The sequence below is a fragment of the Williamsia soli genome, from assembly GCF_017377795.1.
Classification (GTDB): Bacteria; Actinomycetota; Actinomycetes; order Mycobacteriales; family Mycobacteriaceae; genus Williamsia; species Williamsia soli.
Map to the genome: position 1 here is coordinate 42,720 of NZ_JAFRDR010000009.1, position 15,021 is coordinate 57,740.

The 15,021-nt window shown below is 65.9% G+C and carries 14 protein-coding genes and 1 pseudogene; 5 read left to right on the plus strand and 10 right to left on the minus strand.

Annotated elements, in window-relative coordinates:
* Nucleotides 1–48: 48 nt before the first annotated feature.
* The 6 genes from J3S28_RS21465 to J3S28_RS21490 are packed head-to-tail and all read right to left on the minus strand — an operon-like array spanning nt 49 to nt 7,370.
* Entirely contained in the window at nt 49–1,719 is a 1,671-nt protein-coding gene (locus J3S28_RS21465) for a substrate-binding domain-containing protein (RefSeq protein ID WP_207842794.1), read from the minus strand.
* A 60-nt stretch (nt 1,720–1,779) separates the two neighbouring features.
* Entirely contained in the window at nt 1,780–2,217 is a 438-nt protein-coding gene (locus J3S28_RS21470) for a type II toxin-antitoxin system Rv0910 family toxin (protein ID WP_207842795.1), read from the minus strand.
* Nucleotides 2,218–2,274: 57 nt separating this feature from the next.
* On the minus strand, nt 2,275–3,594 hold the full coding sequence (locus J3S28_RS21475; RefSeq protein ID WP_307797318.1) for a lipase family protein: 1,320 nt from the start codon (nt 3,592–3,594) through the stop codon (nt 2,275–2,277).
* Nucleotides 3,533–3,721 carry an antitoxin gene (locus J3S28_RS21480; RefSeq protein ID WP_207842796.1) on the minus strand — a complete coding sequence of 63 codons (189 nt, stop codon included), beginning with the start codon at nt 3,719–3,721 and terminating at the stop codon, nt 3,533–3,535. Before J3S28_RS21480 ends, J3S28_RS21475 begins: the two co-directional genes overlap by 62 nt.
* Nucleotides 3,722–3,738: 17 nt before the next feature.
* The gene (locus tag J3S28_RS21485; protein ID WP_207842797.1) at nt 3,739–6,243 is read right to left on the minus strand and encodes an HAD-IC family P-type ATPase; all 2,505 of its coding nucleotides are present in this window, start codon (nt 6,241–6,243) and stop codon (nt 3,739–3,741) included.
* On the minus strand, nt 6,240–7,370 hold the full coding sequence (locus J3S28_RS21490; RefSeq protein WP_207843085.1) for an MBL fold metallo-hydrolase: 1,131 nt from the start codon (nt 7,368–7,370) through the stop codon (nt 6,240–6,242). The genes J3S28_RS21485 and J3S28_RS21490 overlap by 4 nt, the downstream gene beginning before the upstream one ends.
* Nucleotides 7,371–7,535: 165 nt before the next feature.
* Here J3S28_RS21490 and J3S28_RS21495 point away from each other — a divergent pair, with 165 nt between their 5' ends.
* On the plus strand, nt 7,536–8,753 hold the full coding sequence (locus J3S28_RS21495; protein WP_207842798.1) for a thiolase family protein: 1,218 nt from the start codon (nt 7,536–7,538) through the stop codon (nt 8,751–8,753).
* A 32-nt stretch (nt 8,754–8,785) separates the two neighbouring features.
* Complete coding sequence (locus J3S28_RS21500) at nt 8,786–9,727, plus strand: ROK family protein (RefSeq protein ID WP_207842799.1); 942 nt, start codon at nt 8,786–8,788, stop codon at nt 9,725–9,727.
* A 130-nt stretch (nt 9,728–9,857) separates the two neighbouring features.
* On the opposite strand, the gene J3S28_RS21505 is transcribed toward J3S28_RS21500, so the two are convergent.
* The gene (locus J3S28_RS21505) at nt 9,858–10,997 is read right to left on the minus strand and encodes an acyl-CoA dehydrogenase family protein (RefSeq protein ID WP_084894050.1); all 1,140 of its coding nucleotides are present in this window, start codon (nt 10,995–10,997) and stop codon (nt 9,858–9,860) included.
* Between the two features lie 96 nt (nt 10,998–11,093).
* On the opposite strand from J3S28_RS21505, the gene J3S28_RS21510 reads away from it, so the two are divergent.
* Nucleotides 11,094–11,696, plus strand: coding sequence for a TetR/AcrR family transcriptional regulator (locus J3S28_RS21510; RefSeq protein WP_207842800.1), 603 nt, complete (start codon nt 11,094–11,096; stop codon nt 11,694–11,696).
* Here the strand turns inward: J3S28_RS21510 and J3S28_RS21515 are convergent.
* Nucleotides 11,636–12,787 (minus strand): FUSC family protein, encoded by a 1,152-nt coding sequence (locus tag J3S28_RS21515; RefSeq protein ID WP_372436060.1) that lies wholly within the window; start codon nt 12,785–12,787, stop codon nt 11,636–11,638. The two genes, J3S28_RS21510 and J3S28_RS21515, sit on opposite strands and share 61 nt — an antisense overlap.
* A 66-nt stretch (nt 12,788–12,853) precedes the next feature.
* On the opposite strand from J3S28_RS21515, the gene J3S28_RS21520 reads away from it, so the two are divergent.
* Entirely contained in the window at nt 12,854–13,360 is a 507-nt protein-coding gene (locus tag J3S28_RS21520) for a MarR family winged helix-turn-helix transcriptional regulator (protein ID WP_372436054.1), read from the plus strand.
* Between the two features lie 50 nt (nt 13,361–13,410).
* On the opposite strand, the pseudogene J3S28_RS21525 reads toward J3S28_RS21520, so the two are convergent.
* Nucleotides 13,411–13,602, minus strand: a pseudogene (locus tag J3S28_RS21525) (winged helix-turn-helix transcriptional regulator); the annotation flags it as partial.
* A 259-nt stretch (nt 13,603–13,861) separates the two neighbouring features.
* On the opposite strand from J3S28_RS21525, the gene J3S28_RS21530 reads away from it, so the two are divergent.
* A complete protein-coding gene (locus J3S28_RS21530) occupies nt 13,862–14,482 on the plus strand; it encodes a TetR/AcrR family transcriptional regulator (protein ID WP_237341906.1) in 621 nt (206 codons plus the stop codon).
* A gap of 65 nt (nt 14,483–14,547) precedes the next feature.
* Here the strand turns inward: J3S28_RS21530 and J3S28_RS21535 are convergent, their stop codons facing one another.
* The gene (locus tag J3S28_RS21535) at nt 14,548–15,012 is read right to left on the minus strand and encodes an NUDIX hydrolase (RefSeq protein WP_207842802.1); all 465 of its coding nucleotides are present in this window, start codon (nt 15,010–15,012) and stop codon (nt 14,548–14,550) included.
* Nucleotides 15,013–15,021 lie beyond the last annotated feature (9 nt).

The window sequence follows — 15,021 nt, forward strand, 5'->3', positions numbered from 1 at the left end:
CCCACTGTCACTCAGGCCTGCGCCTCGGCTACAGCCCTGATAGGTGGACTAACGACCGGCCGCTTCGATCCGAGCGGCCACCGCATCGACGAACACCGTCGAGATGTCGGCTGCCGACTCGGCGATGTAGCTGGTCCCCCCGGTGGCATCTGCGATCTGCTTCAGCGAGTCGGCGTCAGCGTCCTCGGTGATCCCGATGGTCAGGATCAACACGGGCCGGGCCGGGTCCTCGAGCGCCTTGAGCTCGGCCAACAGCCCCTGCAGACTGATGGAGTTGTCGTCCTCGTTCTGACCGTCGGTCAAGAGGATGACACTGTTCGAGAAGTTGGGGTCGTAGCTGTCCTGCACCTCTTTGAACGCTGCCAGCGTGGTGTCGTAGAGCCCGGTCGCGCCGCCGAGGCGGTCCGGCAAGGTGACGATCTGCGACTCCAGGTACTGACGGTGCGTCTGTCCGTCCGCGTCGACGGTGTCGAGGCGTTCGATGGGCGCGATCGGGAGCCAGTCCTGTCCCTGGCCGCCCATGTTGATCGAGAACAGCCACGCGCCCAGTGCGGTGTTGTTCGGGAACAGCGTCAGTCCGTTCTGGCTTGCCTCGACAAGCATTTCCGCCCGCGTGGAGTCCCCCGCACGTTCCTCCATCGACCCCGAGGCATCCTCGACGACGAGGCTGCGGATCGGCACCCCGAGTACCGCCCACTGCCGCAGCGCCTTGTCCTCCTGGGCCGGATCCTTGAGGGTCAGCACGGTCACCTGACCGACCCCGCCCTCGGGGCCGGGTTCATCCACCGACGTACGAAAACCGCTCGCGGTCAGGGCTTCTGCGCCTTGATCGGACGCGATCTGCTCGACGAGCTTCGCTCCGGCCTTCGCGATGGTGTCCTTGCGAGCTGCGGACGCGGTGTTGAGCATCGGATAATCCAGGATCATGGTCCCGTCCGCCGGAACCGAGGGCGTCAGACCGCTCTCCGGATTCGCGCGCTGGAACTCGATGAAATGCTGTTCACTGACGACGGTCGGGGAATCACTTCCTGCTGAGACTGCGAGCCGGTCGCCGTCGGAGTCGCCGCCGACGCGCGCGTTGCCCTGCTGCAGCGCCAGCAGCGTCATCGCATCGGTGAATTCCTTGCGCGTGATCGCTCCGTCCTGCTCGGCGGCCAGCGCACCGACGATCGGGGCGTCTCCGGTGCTCGAGTCGATCGGATTGCCGAGCCGCAGACCCGGCAGCGTCATGACGTCGACCCAGTTCTCCAGCGGTGCAACATCTTTGCCCGCAACAACCACAGGGCTCGCAGCCACCGAATCGGCGATGATGTCGGGTGACGCGCGAACCTGGTCGGTGACCTTGCGTGCCCTTGTCTGAGAGTCCGCGATCCACAGATCCGGGGCTTGATCGCCCTTGGTCAACTGCCCCGCCACGTTCGCGCCGCTGACCGCGGTCACGGTGAAGTCGTAGCAGGAACCGCTCGACGCCTCGGCGGCCACCGGTTTGAGGGTGCCGGCCATCGACGGGTCGGCGATCACCGCGACCGCCTCCCGGGACTCGCAGTCGGTCCCCGACCCGTCCCACACAGTGCGCCACAAGATCAGTCCCGCCACCAACCCCGCGACCAGCACCAGAGCGATCAGGGCCCACCGTCCCCCACTCCCCCGCCCGCCGTCGCGATGTCCGCTGAATCCGAACTCATCCTCGGCGCCGCTGTCGACTCCGTGTCGACCCATCCCTCACCACCTTGTTTCGAGGTTCGCCGGATTCTATACACACCGGCGACGGCGGTGAGGTCAGGCGTAGAGGTCGTGGAACTTCTGCAGTGAGGTGCGGATGTCGCCCTTGACGACCTTCGCGGCCGCCCGGCCGGCGAGCCCGATCATCGGCAGGCCTCCGAGTTCGAGCTCGAAGGTGAGGTCGGCGCCGTCACCATCGGGTGCGACCTCGAGGATCAGGGTGACCTTCACACCGCCCTTACCGTCTCCCTTGAGGCTCACGCGACGGGGCGGGTCGTATTCGTCGACGACCCAGTTGAACCGCACCCGGGTGCCCTTGGCCGCGACGACCGACGACACCTCGGTGCCCTTGCCGATCTCCCCCGGCCCCGGGAGTTCGCTACGCCACCCGTCGTGAATGACGAGCCATTCACCGAATCGGGACAGGTCCAACGCGTGCTCCCACGCCTGTGCCGGCGTCAATCCCACCTTGATCGAATCTTTGACCTTTGCCATGCCGCTGACGTTAGCGTCCGAACTACCGCAGTGGTGCGAGCGGCCGCCCGTGTCCACTCAGACCGGGCAGCTGTCCGGCGCCGGCTCGTCTGCGAAACGGTCGGAGATCCAGTCGACAGCGGTACCCGTGACCCCGAGGTTGGTGTGTCCGCCGTCGGGTTTGCGGACGACCTCGACGACGTCGCCCGCCGCGCAGGCACGCTGCACCGCCGCTGCGGTCCAGGCGGGCAAGATGATGGTGTCCTGGTCTCCGTACGCGACGAACAACGGACCATCCGCTCGGCGAGCGGGTAGCGCATCACTCTGCAAGATCTCGCGGATCGTGTCGGCTGCATCCTGATCGGCGATCGCAGCGTCACCGGGCGCAATCGACATGGCGGCGCTGAAGCGATCTGCTGTCGACGTCGGACCGCACGAGGTGAACACATCCGCGCCTGCGGCGAGACCGCCACGCATGTAGTCGCCGGGGTCGAGATCGGGATACACCTCACGAAGCCCCGCCACCAGGTTCGGGATGAAGATCTTCTGGGCATCGGTGTACTTGGTGTCGACCCCGGCTTCGGTGATCGGTGAGACGTCCGCAGCCGGCGCCAGCGCAGCGGCACCCACGAACTCGAGTCCCTGGCCATAATCGCCTGCCGCCTCCGCAGATGCCCAGGCGGCCTGCCCGCCCTGCGATGCCCCGATGGCTGCCCAGCGATCGGAGGTGTCGGGGACGACGTTCCGGGCAGCGCGCACCGCATCGATCATGTTGAACGCGACAGTTCTCGGCTCGAGATATGGATGCTGCCTGGGGTTGCTCACCGCGGTCCCGAGCCCCTGGTAATCGCTGGCAGCGACGACGAATCCGCGATTGAGCAAGCGGGTGACGTTGCCGGCTTCGCCGAGGAGGTCGGGGTAGTCGGACGGTCCACAGCTCGGATCGGTGCCCGTGGTGCCGTGGCCCAGGGCGACGATCGGCCAGCCGCCGGGCGGTGGGACGCCATCGGGAACCGCGATCACCCCGGAGACCTCCGTGCCGAAACCGCCCCCGTACCCGGCGGTGGATCGGTAGATCACCCGGGTCAACGTACCGGCGGCCCCGAGTTCGGGACTGGCCTCGAACGACTCCTGCGTGACGATGTCGCCACGCTCTGCCGGCGACGGCGCCGGAGGCAGCGATGACGACGGCGTCCGGGACGACGAGGCCGGCGACGCACTCGGCGACGACGACAGCGCTAGGCCGTCGTCGTCGCCGGTGGTACACGCGGTGATCGCGAGCAGTGCGACTGCCGGCGCGATCAGCGCTGTGGTCAGCTTCTTGATCGGGTGCCTATCAGTGCTGCTGGCCCGGGTTCCTCTTGTCGTCCCGAGCGAACTTCTTCGCGGCGTCCGCACCCTTGCGAACCTGCCCGGCGTATTTGCCCTTCGTGGCTTTGTTCACCGCGTCGGCGCCCTGGTCGATGATCTTGGTGTTCTTGCTCAACGTCGACTTGCCCTTGTTGATCAGGCCTTTGAGATCCACGGGATCCTCCTTCTGGTCTAACCGTCCGAACGCGCTGTTTCGACGGTGTCTTTCGGTGAAGATCGGGAGTCCAGCCTACTCGACCAACTCGCGATGACCGGGTTGAGCCGCCAGAGCAACTCCACGGCGGCAATGCCGATCGCCGAGGCGATCAAGGCCACGCTCGTCTTGGCCCAGTCGGTGGGGTCGAGCTTGAACAGGTCCTGGGTGAGCGGCAGGCTGAAGATCAGCACGTAAGCCAGCGCCGACCCCGAGATCAACAGGACCTTCCACCAGTTGTACGGCCGGGCGACCACTGCCAGCACCCACAGAGAGATGGAGATGAGGGTGATCAGCGCGGTGGTCGCGGCCTGCATCTGATCGGGTGTCATGTCGATCGAGTCCTTGCTGCCCAGCTCCACGCCGCCGCCACCCGGATAGACGATCGCGTACGCGACGAAGGTGCAGACCGCGACCACGATCCCGGACGGGATCGCCAACCGCAGCACCCGGCCGACGAAGCCGGTGCGCGCACGTTCGTTGTTGGGTGCGAGCGAGAGGATGAAGGCCGGGATCCCGATCGTGAACCACGCCGAGATGGTGACGTGAATGGGCTGGAACGGGTACGAGATCGGGGTGAACCCGAAGATCTTGCCTGCCACCCCGGCGATCCCGATCATCAGCGCGAGCAGCACCGCGTAGACGGTCTTGGTGAGGAACAGGTTGGAGACGCGTTCGATGTTGCCGATCACCCGGCGGCCCTCGCCGACCACATACGGCAGGGTGGAAAAACGGTTGTCGAGCAGGACGATCTGCGCCACCGACCGGCTCGCCGAGCTGCCCGACCCCATCGCGACACCGATGTCGGCATCTTTGAGGGCCAGGACGTCGTTGACGCCGTCACCGGTCATCGCCACCGTGTTTCCGCGGGACTGCAAAGCCCCCACCATCGCCCGCTTCTGGTCCGGGCGCACCCGACCGAAGGTGGTGTGGCTCTCGAGGACGTCGGCGAGTGGGTCCCGCTCGCTCGGCAGGTTGCGGGCATCGACGGCTTCGTCGACGGTACCGAGCCCCAGTGAACCCGCCACCGCCCCCACCGACACTGCGTTGTCACCTGAGATCACCTTGACCCTGACGTGCTGCGAGGCAAAGTAATCCAGGGTTTCGCGGGCATCCGAGCGGACGCGCTGCTCCAGGGCGATCAATGCGCGCGCGGTGACGGATCCGGGGGCGCCGAGGCCGGCGGCCTCGGAGTCGACCGGCACGTCCGTCGAGGCGAGCAGGAGCACCCGCAGTCCACCCGAGCCGAGTTCGCTTGCCTGCGCAGCGGTGTCCCCGTCGGGGTCGAGCAACATATCGGGCGCACCGAGCAGCCAGTTGCCGCGATCCTCACCGGACTCGGTGTCGGAGAAGGAGATCCCGCTCCACTTCTTCGCCGAGGTGAACGGCGCGATGTGGGTCGAGGTCCACTTCGGCGCCTCGGGAAAGGCCTCCGCCATCGCCTGCACGCTGGCGTTCGGACGCGGGTCATGCGCCGCCAGAGCTGCCAGCGCCTGTTGAAGGTCTTCCTGCTCGCCCTGCACCGCAACGAGTTCCGACAGTCGCATGCCGTTCTCGGTCAGCGTTCCGGTCTTGTCTGCACAGACGACGTTCACACGGGCCAGACCTTCGATGGCGGGCAGTTCGTTGACCAGGCACTGCCGCCGGCCCAGTCGGACGACCCCGACGGCGAAGGCGATGGTCGTCATCAGCACCAGCCCTTCGGGGACCATCGGCACCAGCGCCGCCACCATTCCGAGCAACGAGGCCTTGATGCCGTTGTCGCTGATGAACAGCTGGTTGACGATCGTCAGGAGTCCGGCCGGGATCAGCAACCAGGTGATGATCTTCAGGATCTTGTCGATGCCGCTGCGCAATTCGGAGTCGACGAGCGTGAACTTGCTTGCCTCCTCGGCGAGTTGGGCCGCGTAGGCGTCCCGGCCGACCTTGGTGGCCCGATAGGCACCCGACCCCGATACGACGAAGCTGCCCGACATGATGTGGTCACCCGGCGCCTTGTCGACCGCGTCGGCCTCTCCGGTGAGCAACGATTCATCGATGTCGAGGGACGCCGATTCGACGGTGTCACCGTCGACGACGATCTGGTCGCCCGGGCCCAACTCGATGATGTCATCGAGGACGACCTCGCCGGGCGCGATCTCCGTGGCGACACCGTCGCGGCGCACCATCGGCCGGGTCTGGCCGACGATCGCCAGGGCGTCGAGAGTCTTCTTCGCCCGGATCTCCTGGATGATGCCGATACCGCTGTTCGCGATGATCAGCAGCCCGAAGGCGCCGTTGATGATCGAGCCGGTGCTCATCACGATGATGAACAGCACGCCGAGGATGGCGTTGATGCGGGTGAACACGTTGGCGCGGACGATCTGGCCGATCGTCCGTCCCGAGCGGTCCGGCAGCACGTTCACCTGACCGGCAGCGACCCGCTCCGCGACCTGGGCCTTGGTGAGCCCGGTGGCGACGTGCGCCTCGTCGATGGCGGTCATGCGGCGACCTCCCACCAGGACTGGCTGTCGAATCCGTGTCCCGTGCGTGAGCTGACGTCGAAGTGGGCTCCCGGCATCGGTGTGATCAGCGGGATCTGATGCGCCTGGGCGGCGGGCAGCAGTCGCTGAACCGGATCGGCCCACTCGTGCAGGGCGAGATTGAAGGTGGCCCAGTGGATCGGCAGCAGAAGCGATTCGGAGAGCTTGTCGCCGTTGAGCATCCGATACACCTCGACCGCCTCCTCCGGGTTGAGGTGGATGTCGGGCCAGAGCCGGTCGTACGCGCCGATCGCGATCAGGCTCAGGCCGAACGGTCCGTACTCGGCACCGACCTGTTCGAAGGCGTCGGTGATACCGGTGTCGCCGGAGAAGAAGAAGTTGTTGTTCGGGCCCGCGACGGCCCAACTCGCCCATTGGGTGGTGTTGCGCTGCAGACCGCGACCGGAGAAGTGCCGGGCCGGGCAGCAGTTGAACGTGAGATCGCCGATCGTGATCGATTCACCCCAATCGGCCTCGCGGATACGCTCCGGGCCGATTCCCCAGTACTCGAGGTGGGCCCCGACCCCGATCGGCGTCACGAACATCGCCTCCGGATGCAGAACCGCGAGTTTGCGGACAGTCGCGGTGTCGAGGTGGTCGTAGTGGTCGTGGCTGATCAGGATGACGTCGAGCGAGGGCAACTCGGTGAGCGAGTGCGGCACCGGATGCATGCGGGCCGGCCCGACGATGCTCGATGGTGAGCAGCGTTTGCTCCATACGGGGTCGGTCAGGATTCGGTGACCGTCGAGTTCCACGAGGACCGAGGCATGACCCATCCATGTCGCGGCGAGGTCAGCGGCCTCCAGCGGCAGAGGCGTGACGTCGAACTGCAGGTGCTTCGAGGGTTTGCCGATGTCGCCGCGGCGCAGCATCGCCAGCGCCGCCGCCCGGTCACCTTCGACGGGGGTCGGAGGTTCGACGTTGGCGAACGTGCCGCCTTTCTGGCGCGGCGAGGCGCTGATGTGCGAGAGGACAAGGTCTTTGGGCGCCCCCATTGCCCGATAGACCTCACCCCCGGCGGTGACACCGGCCGCGGCAAGCGCGACTCCGGCGGTGGCGGCACTGGTCAGGAGCCTGGGACCGGTCATGAGATTCGGAAGACGCACCACGCAGGACACACTACCGGCCAGGTCCACCGGACATCCGGCTCGAACCACCCGCACCGTCGATCTTCTTGCTGCCGTCTGGACACCGGGAATAACTCGGCGTACATCTGGCTTTTATAAAACATAGTCAGCCAACAGGAGGCAGTCATGAGTCAGATAGTCGACGCGGTCATCGTCGGAGCGGTACGCACTCCGATCGGTAAGGGGAAGGCCGGACACGCAGCCGAAGGCGGAGCTGGACCAAGAGTGGGGGCCGGTGGTCTCAATGGCGTGCATCCGGTGGATATGTTGGCCCACAGCCTCAAGGCACTCGTGGAACAGACGGGCATCGATCCCGTTCTGGTCGACGACGTCATCACCGGCAACGTCACCCAGGCCGATGAACAGGGTCAGAACATCAGCCGCAATGCGGTACTGGCCGCCGGTTTCCCCGAGTCGGTGCCTGCGACCACGGTTAATCGGCAGTGCGGATCGAGCCAGCAGGCGATTTCGTTCGCCGCCCAGGCGGTGATGTCGGGCGTCCAGGACGTCGTGATCGCTGCAGGTGTCGAGTCGATGAGCAGGGTTCCGATGATGTCGGATGTCCGTCCGGGCTCCAACCCGTTCGGCGAAGCGCTGCTGCAGCGCTATCCCGAGGGCTTCATCCCACAGGGTTACAGCGCCGAGCTGATCGCAGCGGACTGGGGATTCTCCCGCACCGAACTCGACGAGTTCGCCATCTCGAGCCATGACAGGGCTACAGCGGCGACCAAGGCGGGCCGGTTCGACAACGAGATCGTGCCACTGGCGGGTCTGACCGCCGACGAGATGATCCGTCCGGGCGGGACCATCGAGAAGCTGGCCGCCCTCAAGCCTGCCTTCTACAACCCGGCGATGAAGGAGCGGTTCCCGCAGATCGACTGGCGGATCACCGCAGCGAACTCGAGTCCGCTCTCCGACGGTAGTGCCGCAGTGCTGATCATGAGCAGCGCCAAGGCCAAGGAACTCGGCCTGAAGCCGCTCGCCCGGCTGCACAGCTTCTCTGTCGTGGGCTCCGACCCGATCTACATGCTGACCGGCGTCATCCCAGCGACCCAGAAGGTGCTGCAGCGGGCCGGTCTGTCGATCTCCGACATCGACCTGTTCGAGGTCAACGAGGCCTTCTCCCCCGTCGTGCTGGCCTGGGCCAAGGACACCGGAGCGGACCTGGCGAAGACCAATGTCAACGGCGGCGCCATCGCACTGGGCCATCCGCTCGGGGCGAGTGGAGCGCGCATCATGACCACCCTGGTCAATGCGCTCGAGCAGACCGGTGGACGCTACGGCCTGCAGACGATGTGTGAGGCGGGCGGACTCGCCAACGCCACCATCATCGAGCGGCTGTAACTTTTGCCGCACACGGCCATTACCCTGGGGCGGTGGCAGATGAGCTGGTGTTGGCACTCGACCTGGGTGGGACGAAAGTGGAAGCCGCGCTGGTCGACCCGGACGGAGTGGTGCTTGCCCCTTCCCGAAGCCGGGCGCCGACGGGCGGTGACTCCTCGCCCGCCGACCTGGACTCCGCCGTCCTGGCCGTGGTCGATCACGCCCTGGACCATGCCCCCGCGAGTGCAACGATCATCGGTGCCGGGATCGCCGCGGCCGGGCCGGTCGATGAACGAGCGGGAACACTCTCCCCCATCAACATCCCGCAGTGGCGCGACTACCCGTTGCGCACCTTGATCACTGAACACCTTCGAGACACCCTGAGCGACATACCTGTCAGGTTTCATCGCGACGGCGTGGCCATCGTGCTGGCTGCCCATTGGCTGGGAAATGCGGCCGGGACCAGCAACCTGTTGGGAATGGTGATCTCCACCGGCATCGGCGGCGGCTTCATCTCGGGCGGTCGCGTCCTCGCAGGCAATTCCGGACACATCGGCCAGATCCAGGTATCCGGCTTTACGGGCGAACTCAGCATCGGCAGCCGAACCACCCTCGAATCCGTTGCCTCCGGTCCACATACAGTGGCCTGGGCACAAGCGCAGGGGTGGACCGGACACAGCGGAGAAGACCTCGCCCGGTCCTATCGCAACGGTGATCCGATCGCCCGCCGCGCCGTCGTCCGGGTGTCAGAGGCGGTAGGTCAGGCGATCTGCAGCGCCTGCGCGCTGGTCGAGACCGACGTGGTTGCCATCGGCGGCGGATTCTCGCAGGTCACAACAGATCTGGTGCCGATGATCGGGCAGGTCGTCAGAAGTCATCCTCTCGACTATGTGTCGCGAGTACAGGTCGTCGATGCCGGACTACCGGAGACCGCGCCGCTCACCGGCGCGGCTGCCCTGGTCTATCGGCGAAGTCAGGTGGGACTGACGGCCTGACGCCGCCCTCAGCTCGAACGCAGGTCGCCCAGCGCGTTCCAGGTCTCGCGACACGGCCATTCCGATGGGCCGACCAATGCCCACGGTAATTTTGTGAGGGGGCATCCGCCCCCGGATTTGGGCGCGGCCCTCAGCCCGCCAGCGACCGACTGATCACGAGCCGCTGGATCTGGTTGGTGCCCTCGAAGATCTGGGTGATCTTTGCTTCGCGCATGAGCCGCTCGACCCGGAAGTCCTTGGTGTAGCCGTAGCCACCGAAGACCTGGACCGCGTCGGTGGTGACCTTCATCGCGGCGTCGGTGGCGACCAGCTTCGCCACCGATGCATTGCGGGAGTACGGCAGGCCGGCATCACGACGGCGCGCGGCATCGAGGTACGTCGCCCGCGCCGAGTCGACGGCGGCGGCCATGTCCGCGAGGAGGAAGCCGAGTCCCTGGTGATCGATGATCTTCTTGCCGAAGGTCTTTCGCTCTTTCGCGTAGGCAACCGCTTCGTCGAGTGCGGCCTGCGCGATACCGACCGCCACCGCGGCGATGCCGAGGCGTCCGGAATCGAGTGCGCTGAAGGCGATCTGCAGTCCCTGACCATCGGCGCCGATACGACGCTCCTCGGGTATGAACGCACCGTCGTAGTGCGCGGAGGTCGTCGGGACCGCGGCCAAGCCCATCTTTTCTTCCGGCTTGCCGAAGGTCAGACCTTCGGTGTCACCGGGAACCAGGAAACAGGAAATGCCTTTGGATCCTTCACCTGTGCGCGCGAACAGGTTGTAGAAGTCTGCGACGCCACCGTGGGTGATCCAGGCCTTGGCTCCGGTCACCCGGTACCCACCGTCGGTGGCCTCCGCTTTGCAGTTCAGGGCCGCGGCGTCGGAACCGGCCTGCGGCTCCGACAGGCTGTACGCACCGATCTTCTCACCACCGAGCATCTCCGGAAGCCAGCGCTGCTTCTGCTCGTCGGTGCCGAACATCATCAGCGGATGGCACGAGAGGCTGTGCACGCTCACCGCCACCGCCACCGCGGCCCAGCGCGCGGCGAGCTCTTCGAGGACCTGCAAGTACACCTCATACGGCTGACCTCCGCCGCCCCACTCCTCGGGATACGGGAGGCTGAGCAGCCCGGTCTGACCAAGTACCGCGAAGGCCTCATCCGGGTACTTCTCGGCCTTCTCGTACTCGTCGACGATGGGCGCCAAGGTCTTGTCGGCGACATCGCTCGCCAATTGGACCAGGTCACGGGCCTCTTCGGTGGGTAGCAGCCGGTTGACGGACATCGCGATCTCCCTCGGTCATCACCGCGCGACAGTACTGGCACGCGAGCTTCAGTACTCATAACAGTACTGGATGGCGTCAAGCAGTACTATCGAGCCATGGTCCCGACCACCGCCCCAGGAGTTCATGCCACTGCGCGCCGGGCCGAATTGTTCGACTCACTCGTCCAGCTCTTCCTGTTCGAGGGGTTCGCGCACCTGACTCTCGACGAGATCGCCGCCCGGCTGCGCTGCTCGAAATCGACGCTCTACACCCTGGCGGGCAGCAAAGGAGACCTCGTCCAAGCGGTTACCGTGCACTTCTTTCGGGCTGCGACTGCCGAGGTCGAGGGGGCGGTGGCAACCGCAGATGGAACCCGCGCCCGGCTCACGGCGTATTTGACGGCGGTGGGAGTCGCTCTGGCCCCGGCATCCGAACAGTTCATGGACGACCTTGCCGCCTATCCACCGGCCCGAGACGTGTACGAGCACAACACCCGGGCCGCAGCCGAGCGGGTACGCGATCTCATCACCGAGGGCGCTGCGGCCGGTGACGTCCGCGACCTCCACGCCGCTTTCGTCGCCGACGTCGCCGCCGCGGTCATGGTGCGCATCCAACAACGCAGCATCAAAGATGCTGTAGGACTCGACGACTCACAGGCCTACCTCGAACTCGCAGAGCTGCTGACCACGGGGATCGGAGCACTGCCGACGAACTCGTGACGCGCAACCGTCAAGGCTGCCAGCACCACGCCGCACACCACCCCGACGGCAGTGTCGGCCACTCGGTCGACCGCGACGTCGGCGGTCAGGCCCGCACCGAGTCCGGTGAGCAGCAGAGCCATCGGGGTCACCGCCAGAGAACACAGTGCGTAGTTGACGGTGGCCAGGATCTCGGCGGCCACCTGCAGCACCACGATGAGCGCCACGGCACCCCAGTAGCCCAGCGGCAACGCCAGCAACCCGATCGCCAGCGCAGCACCGACGACGTTCCCGAGCAGCCGCTGCACTCCACGGTGCACGGTGGCGTGATAATCAACGCCCTGCAGACTCGCGAGCGCACCCATGGCAGCCCACATCGGGTGTTGCAGGCCGGCGGCCACGGCGATGCCGGCCGCGATCGCGCACGCGGCAACGATTCGCGCCGACCGCATGAGCAGCCGCCGGTTGACGGCCCCGCGCAGATCAGCGAGGACATGCGCGCGTTCGGCGATCCGGTGCCGGTCGTCGCTGCGGAGCGCATCTCTCGCCCACGGGGCGAGGGATGCTGCGATCCCCACACACGCCCCGATGATCGCAGCGACGAGGAGACGTCCGACGTCGCCCACCGTCGTCGCGAACCCTGCCGCGCCCGCTGCGGCGAAGATCAGCACCACCGCTCCCGGGCCCATCAGCCGCAGCGCTGACACGAGCAGTGCGGCCAACCCGGCAGCCGAAGAGATCGCGACGATCTGCACGACGATCGACGATCCCGACGCACCCAGGATCGCTCCGAAGCCGACATAGAGCACCACTGCCCCGCCGACGACCAGCAACCTCGGGAGCCGCACGCGATATGGATCAGCCCGGCAAAATGCCGAGGTCAGCGACCCCAAAGCGGCGAATCCGGCGAGATCTCGATGACCGAGGAGGCCACCCACGACCAGGACGAGACCAACCGCGACACCCACGCGAACCGCGGGCGCGATCGCAGTATTGCCGCGGTTCACCGTCACCGCGGCGCTCCACCAGGTGCGCGGCGAGCAGAGATGACGCAGCGCAGAACCGCTCCGGCGGGCCTGTGATGACAGGACGTTGGTCGTGGACGCGGGGATCTTGAACACCGAAGTATTTTATCACTATTTTACTAGTGAACTAAATATGGAGGTGACGGTTACGATGTGCCGGTGACCTCAGACAGCGCGCCGAACGACATCGTCGAACGGATCGGACGCGAGTGGGCAGAGGCCTACCCCGACCTCGACACGACGCCCGTCGAGGTACTCGGCCGCATCAATCGGATCGCGTCTGCGCTGACGCACTCCCTCGACCGCGACCTCGAGGCGCATTCCATCGGCCGCTCGGAGTTCGACGTGCTCGGCGCCCTCGCCAGGGCGCAGCGTCCACTTCGCGCCAGCGAGGTGGTCTCGACGACGATGCTCAGTGGCGCCTCGATCACCAAGCTGACCGAACGCCTGTCGGACATCGGTCTGGTGCGCAGACGCAGATCGGACCGGGACGGTCGAGTGGTGCTGCTCGAGCTCACCGACGCCGGCCGCGAACTCGTCGACACCCAGTTTCCCCGCCGACTCGCTCGCGACACCAAGATCCTCGAATCATTGAGCCCACAGGAGCGGGTGGCGCTGATCACGTTGCTGCGCAAGGTATCGCAAGCCCTACCCGAGTAGGTCAGCTCGGCGCCGAGGACGCGGCGACCGTCACTCGCCGAGGTGAGCTCGGCAAGGCGACTCGAGAGCACCGAGTCGCCGATCCCACCGACCCCCGCCCGCAACTCGACGAAGCCCGCCGGCCCATGCATCAACGTTCCGAGCAGGACTCCGTTCCAGCGCTTGCCGAGAAACGCGAAGGCCTCGTGCAACGCGCCATCACAAGCGTGCGGCTGGTGATCGCTCTGACGCTTCGCCAGCATTTGTCGTAGGTCGACCTGCAGGTGCGAGATGATCTGCCTCACAGCATGATTCGACGATTGGGCCGAAGTGATCCTTTACCGGTGTTCGGCTCATGAACTCCGCGGTGTGTCCGGCTTTCAGCTGGGTTCGCCGCAACCCGAACTGATACTATATTCAGATTCATCTCGACAGGCGCTGGTCCGACGCCCGCATCTGCGACGTTGAACTGGCAACACCGGCGGCGCGAGGGTACTGAGGTCGTGGCCGATCGAACCCGAGATGAACGAGGTCAAGGCGATGGCGATGCGGGCCAAGGGGCAGCGTACCGAGGCCGCCCTGCAAGACGCGGCGCGTGAGGTCTTCGCGACCAAAGGCTATTTCCGAGCGAAGATCTCGGACATCACCGAGGCCGCGGGACGCTCGGCCGGATCGTTCTACAACTATTACGACAGCAAAGAGCAACTCCTCGAGTCGTTGCTGGACCTGTTCTCGGCCGAAGTTCTCGCCCTCAGTGTGCAGGCGAAAACCGCCGACCCCTACTCCACCATCCGGACGGCGGTCGCCGCCTACTTTGCCGCGTATCGCAAATATCTGCCGGAACTCGTTGGCGTCTTTCACTTGTCGATGACCAACGAGGCGTTCGCCCGGCGCTGGCGCGAAAACCGCGCTGTCGGCTTCCGCAGCATCATCGCCGGTGTCGCGCAACTCGAAAAGGCGGGCCACAAGGTCGATCTGGACCACGATGCGCTGGCGTCGGCGCTGATCTCGATGCTCGATTCCTACTGCTGGACGTCGATGGTCGCCGGCGGCGAGTTGGCAGGCGATCGGATCGAAGACGAGACGGCCATCGAGACCATCGCCAACATCTGGTACCGAGCGGTCTTCGCAGCCAAGCCCTGACCCCGACTGTGGCCTGCTGGGCTGCACTCACCTCGTATCGGACCCCCAAGGGTGCAGTTCGGCGTTCACCCCGCAGATGCGGCAACCAAGCGGTCCAGGAACTCTCGCTGCCCTTTGTTGAGCTTGACGCGAGCGGTGTCGAGATCGAACCACGCCACCCGGTCGACTTCCGGAAAAGCCTTCAGCTTGCCGGATCTCGGCGGCCACTCCATCTCGAAGGTGTTGCTCACCGCATCGGTGATGTCGAGGTCGGCGCCGATCGCAAACGCGGTGACCACCTTTCCACCGGACTGCTTCACCTCGCCGAGTTCGATGACCTCACCCGCCGGCACGTCGAGCCCGAGTTCCTCGACGAACTCTCGGCGGGCGGCCGCCAGAGGTTCCTCATCGTCGCCGTACTCACCTTTGGGAATCGACCATGCCCCATCCTCTTTGCGCGCCCAGAACGGCCCACCTGGATGCCCGATCAACACCTCCGTGGTGGTGTCGATCTGGCGGAACAGCAACAATCCGGCACTGCGTTTTGGCATCGTCGTCCT

What these genes read in the sequence shown, in the direction of transcription:
- J3S28_RS21465 (WP_207842794.1), bottom strand. Translation starts at nt 1,719, where the DNA reads ATGGGTCGACACGGAGTCGACAGCGGCGCCGAGGATGAGTTCGGATTC.
- J3S28_RS21470 (WP_207842795.1), bottom strand. Translation starts at nt 2,217, where the DNA reads ATGGCAAAGGTCAAAGATTCGATCAAGGTGGGATTGACGCCGGCACAG.
- J3S28_RS21485 (WP_207842797.1), bottom strand. Translation starts at nt 6,243, where the DNA reads ATGACCGCCATCGACGAGGCGCACGTCGCCACCGGGCTCACCAAGGCC.
- J3S28_RS21490 (WP_207843085.1), bottom strand. Translation starts at nt 7,370, where the DNA reads ATGACCGGTCCCAGGCTCCTGACCAGTGCCGCCACCGCCGGAGTCGCG.
- J3S28_RS21495 (WP_207842798.1), top strand. Translation starts at nt 7,536, where the DNA reads ATGAGTCAGATAGTCGACGCGGTCATCGTCGGAGCGGTACGCACTCCG.
- J3S28_RS21505 (WP_084894050.1), bottom strand. Translation starts at nt 10,997, where the DNA reads ATGTCCGTCAACCGGCTGCTACCCACCGAAGAGGCCCGTGACCTGGTC.
- J3S28_RS21510 (WP_207842800.1), top strand. Translation starts at nt 11,094, where the DNA reads ATGGTCCCGACCACCGCCCCAGGAGTTCATGCCACTGCGCGCCGGGCC.
- J3S28_RS21530 (WP_237341906.1), top strand. Translation starts at nt 13,862, where the DNA reads ATGAACGAGGTCAAGGCGATGGCGATGCGGGCCAAGGGGCAGCGTACC.
- J3S28_RS21535 (WP_207842802.1), bottom strand. Translation starts at nt 15,012, where the DNA reads ATGCCAAAACGCAGTGCCGGATTGTTGCTGTTCCGCCAGATCGACACC.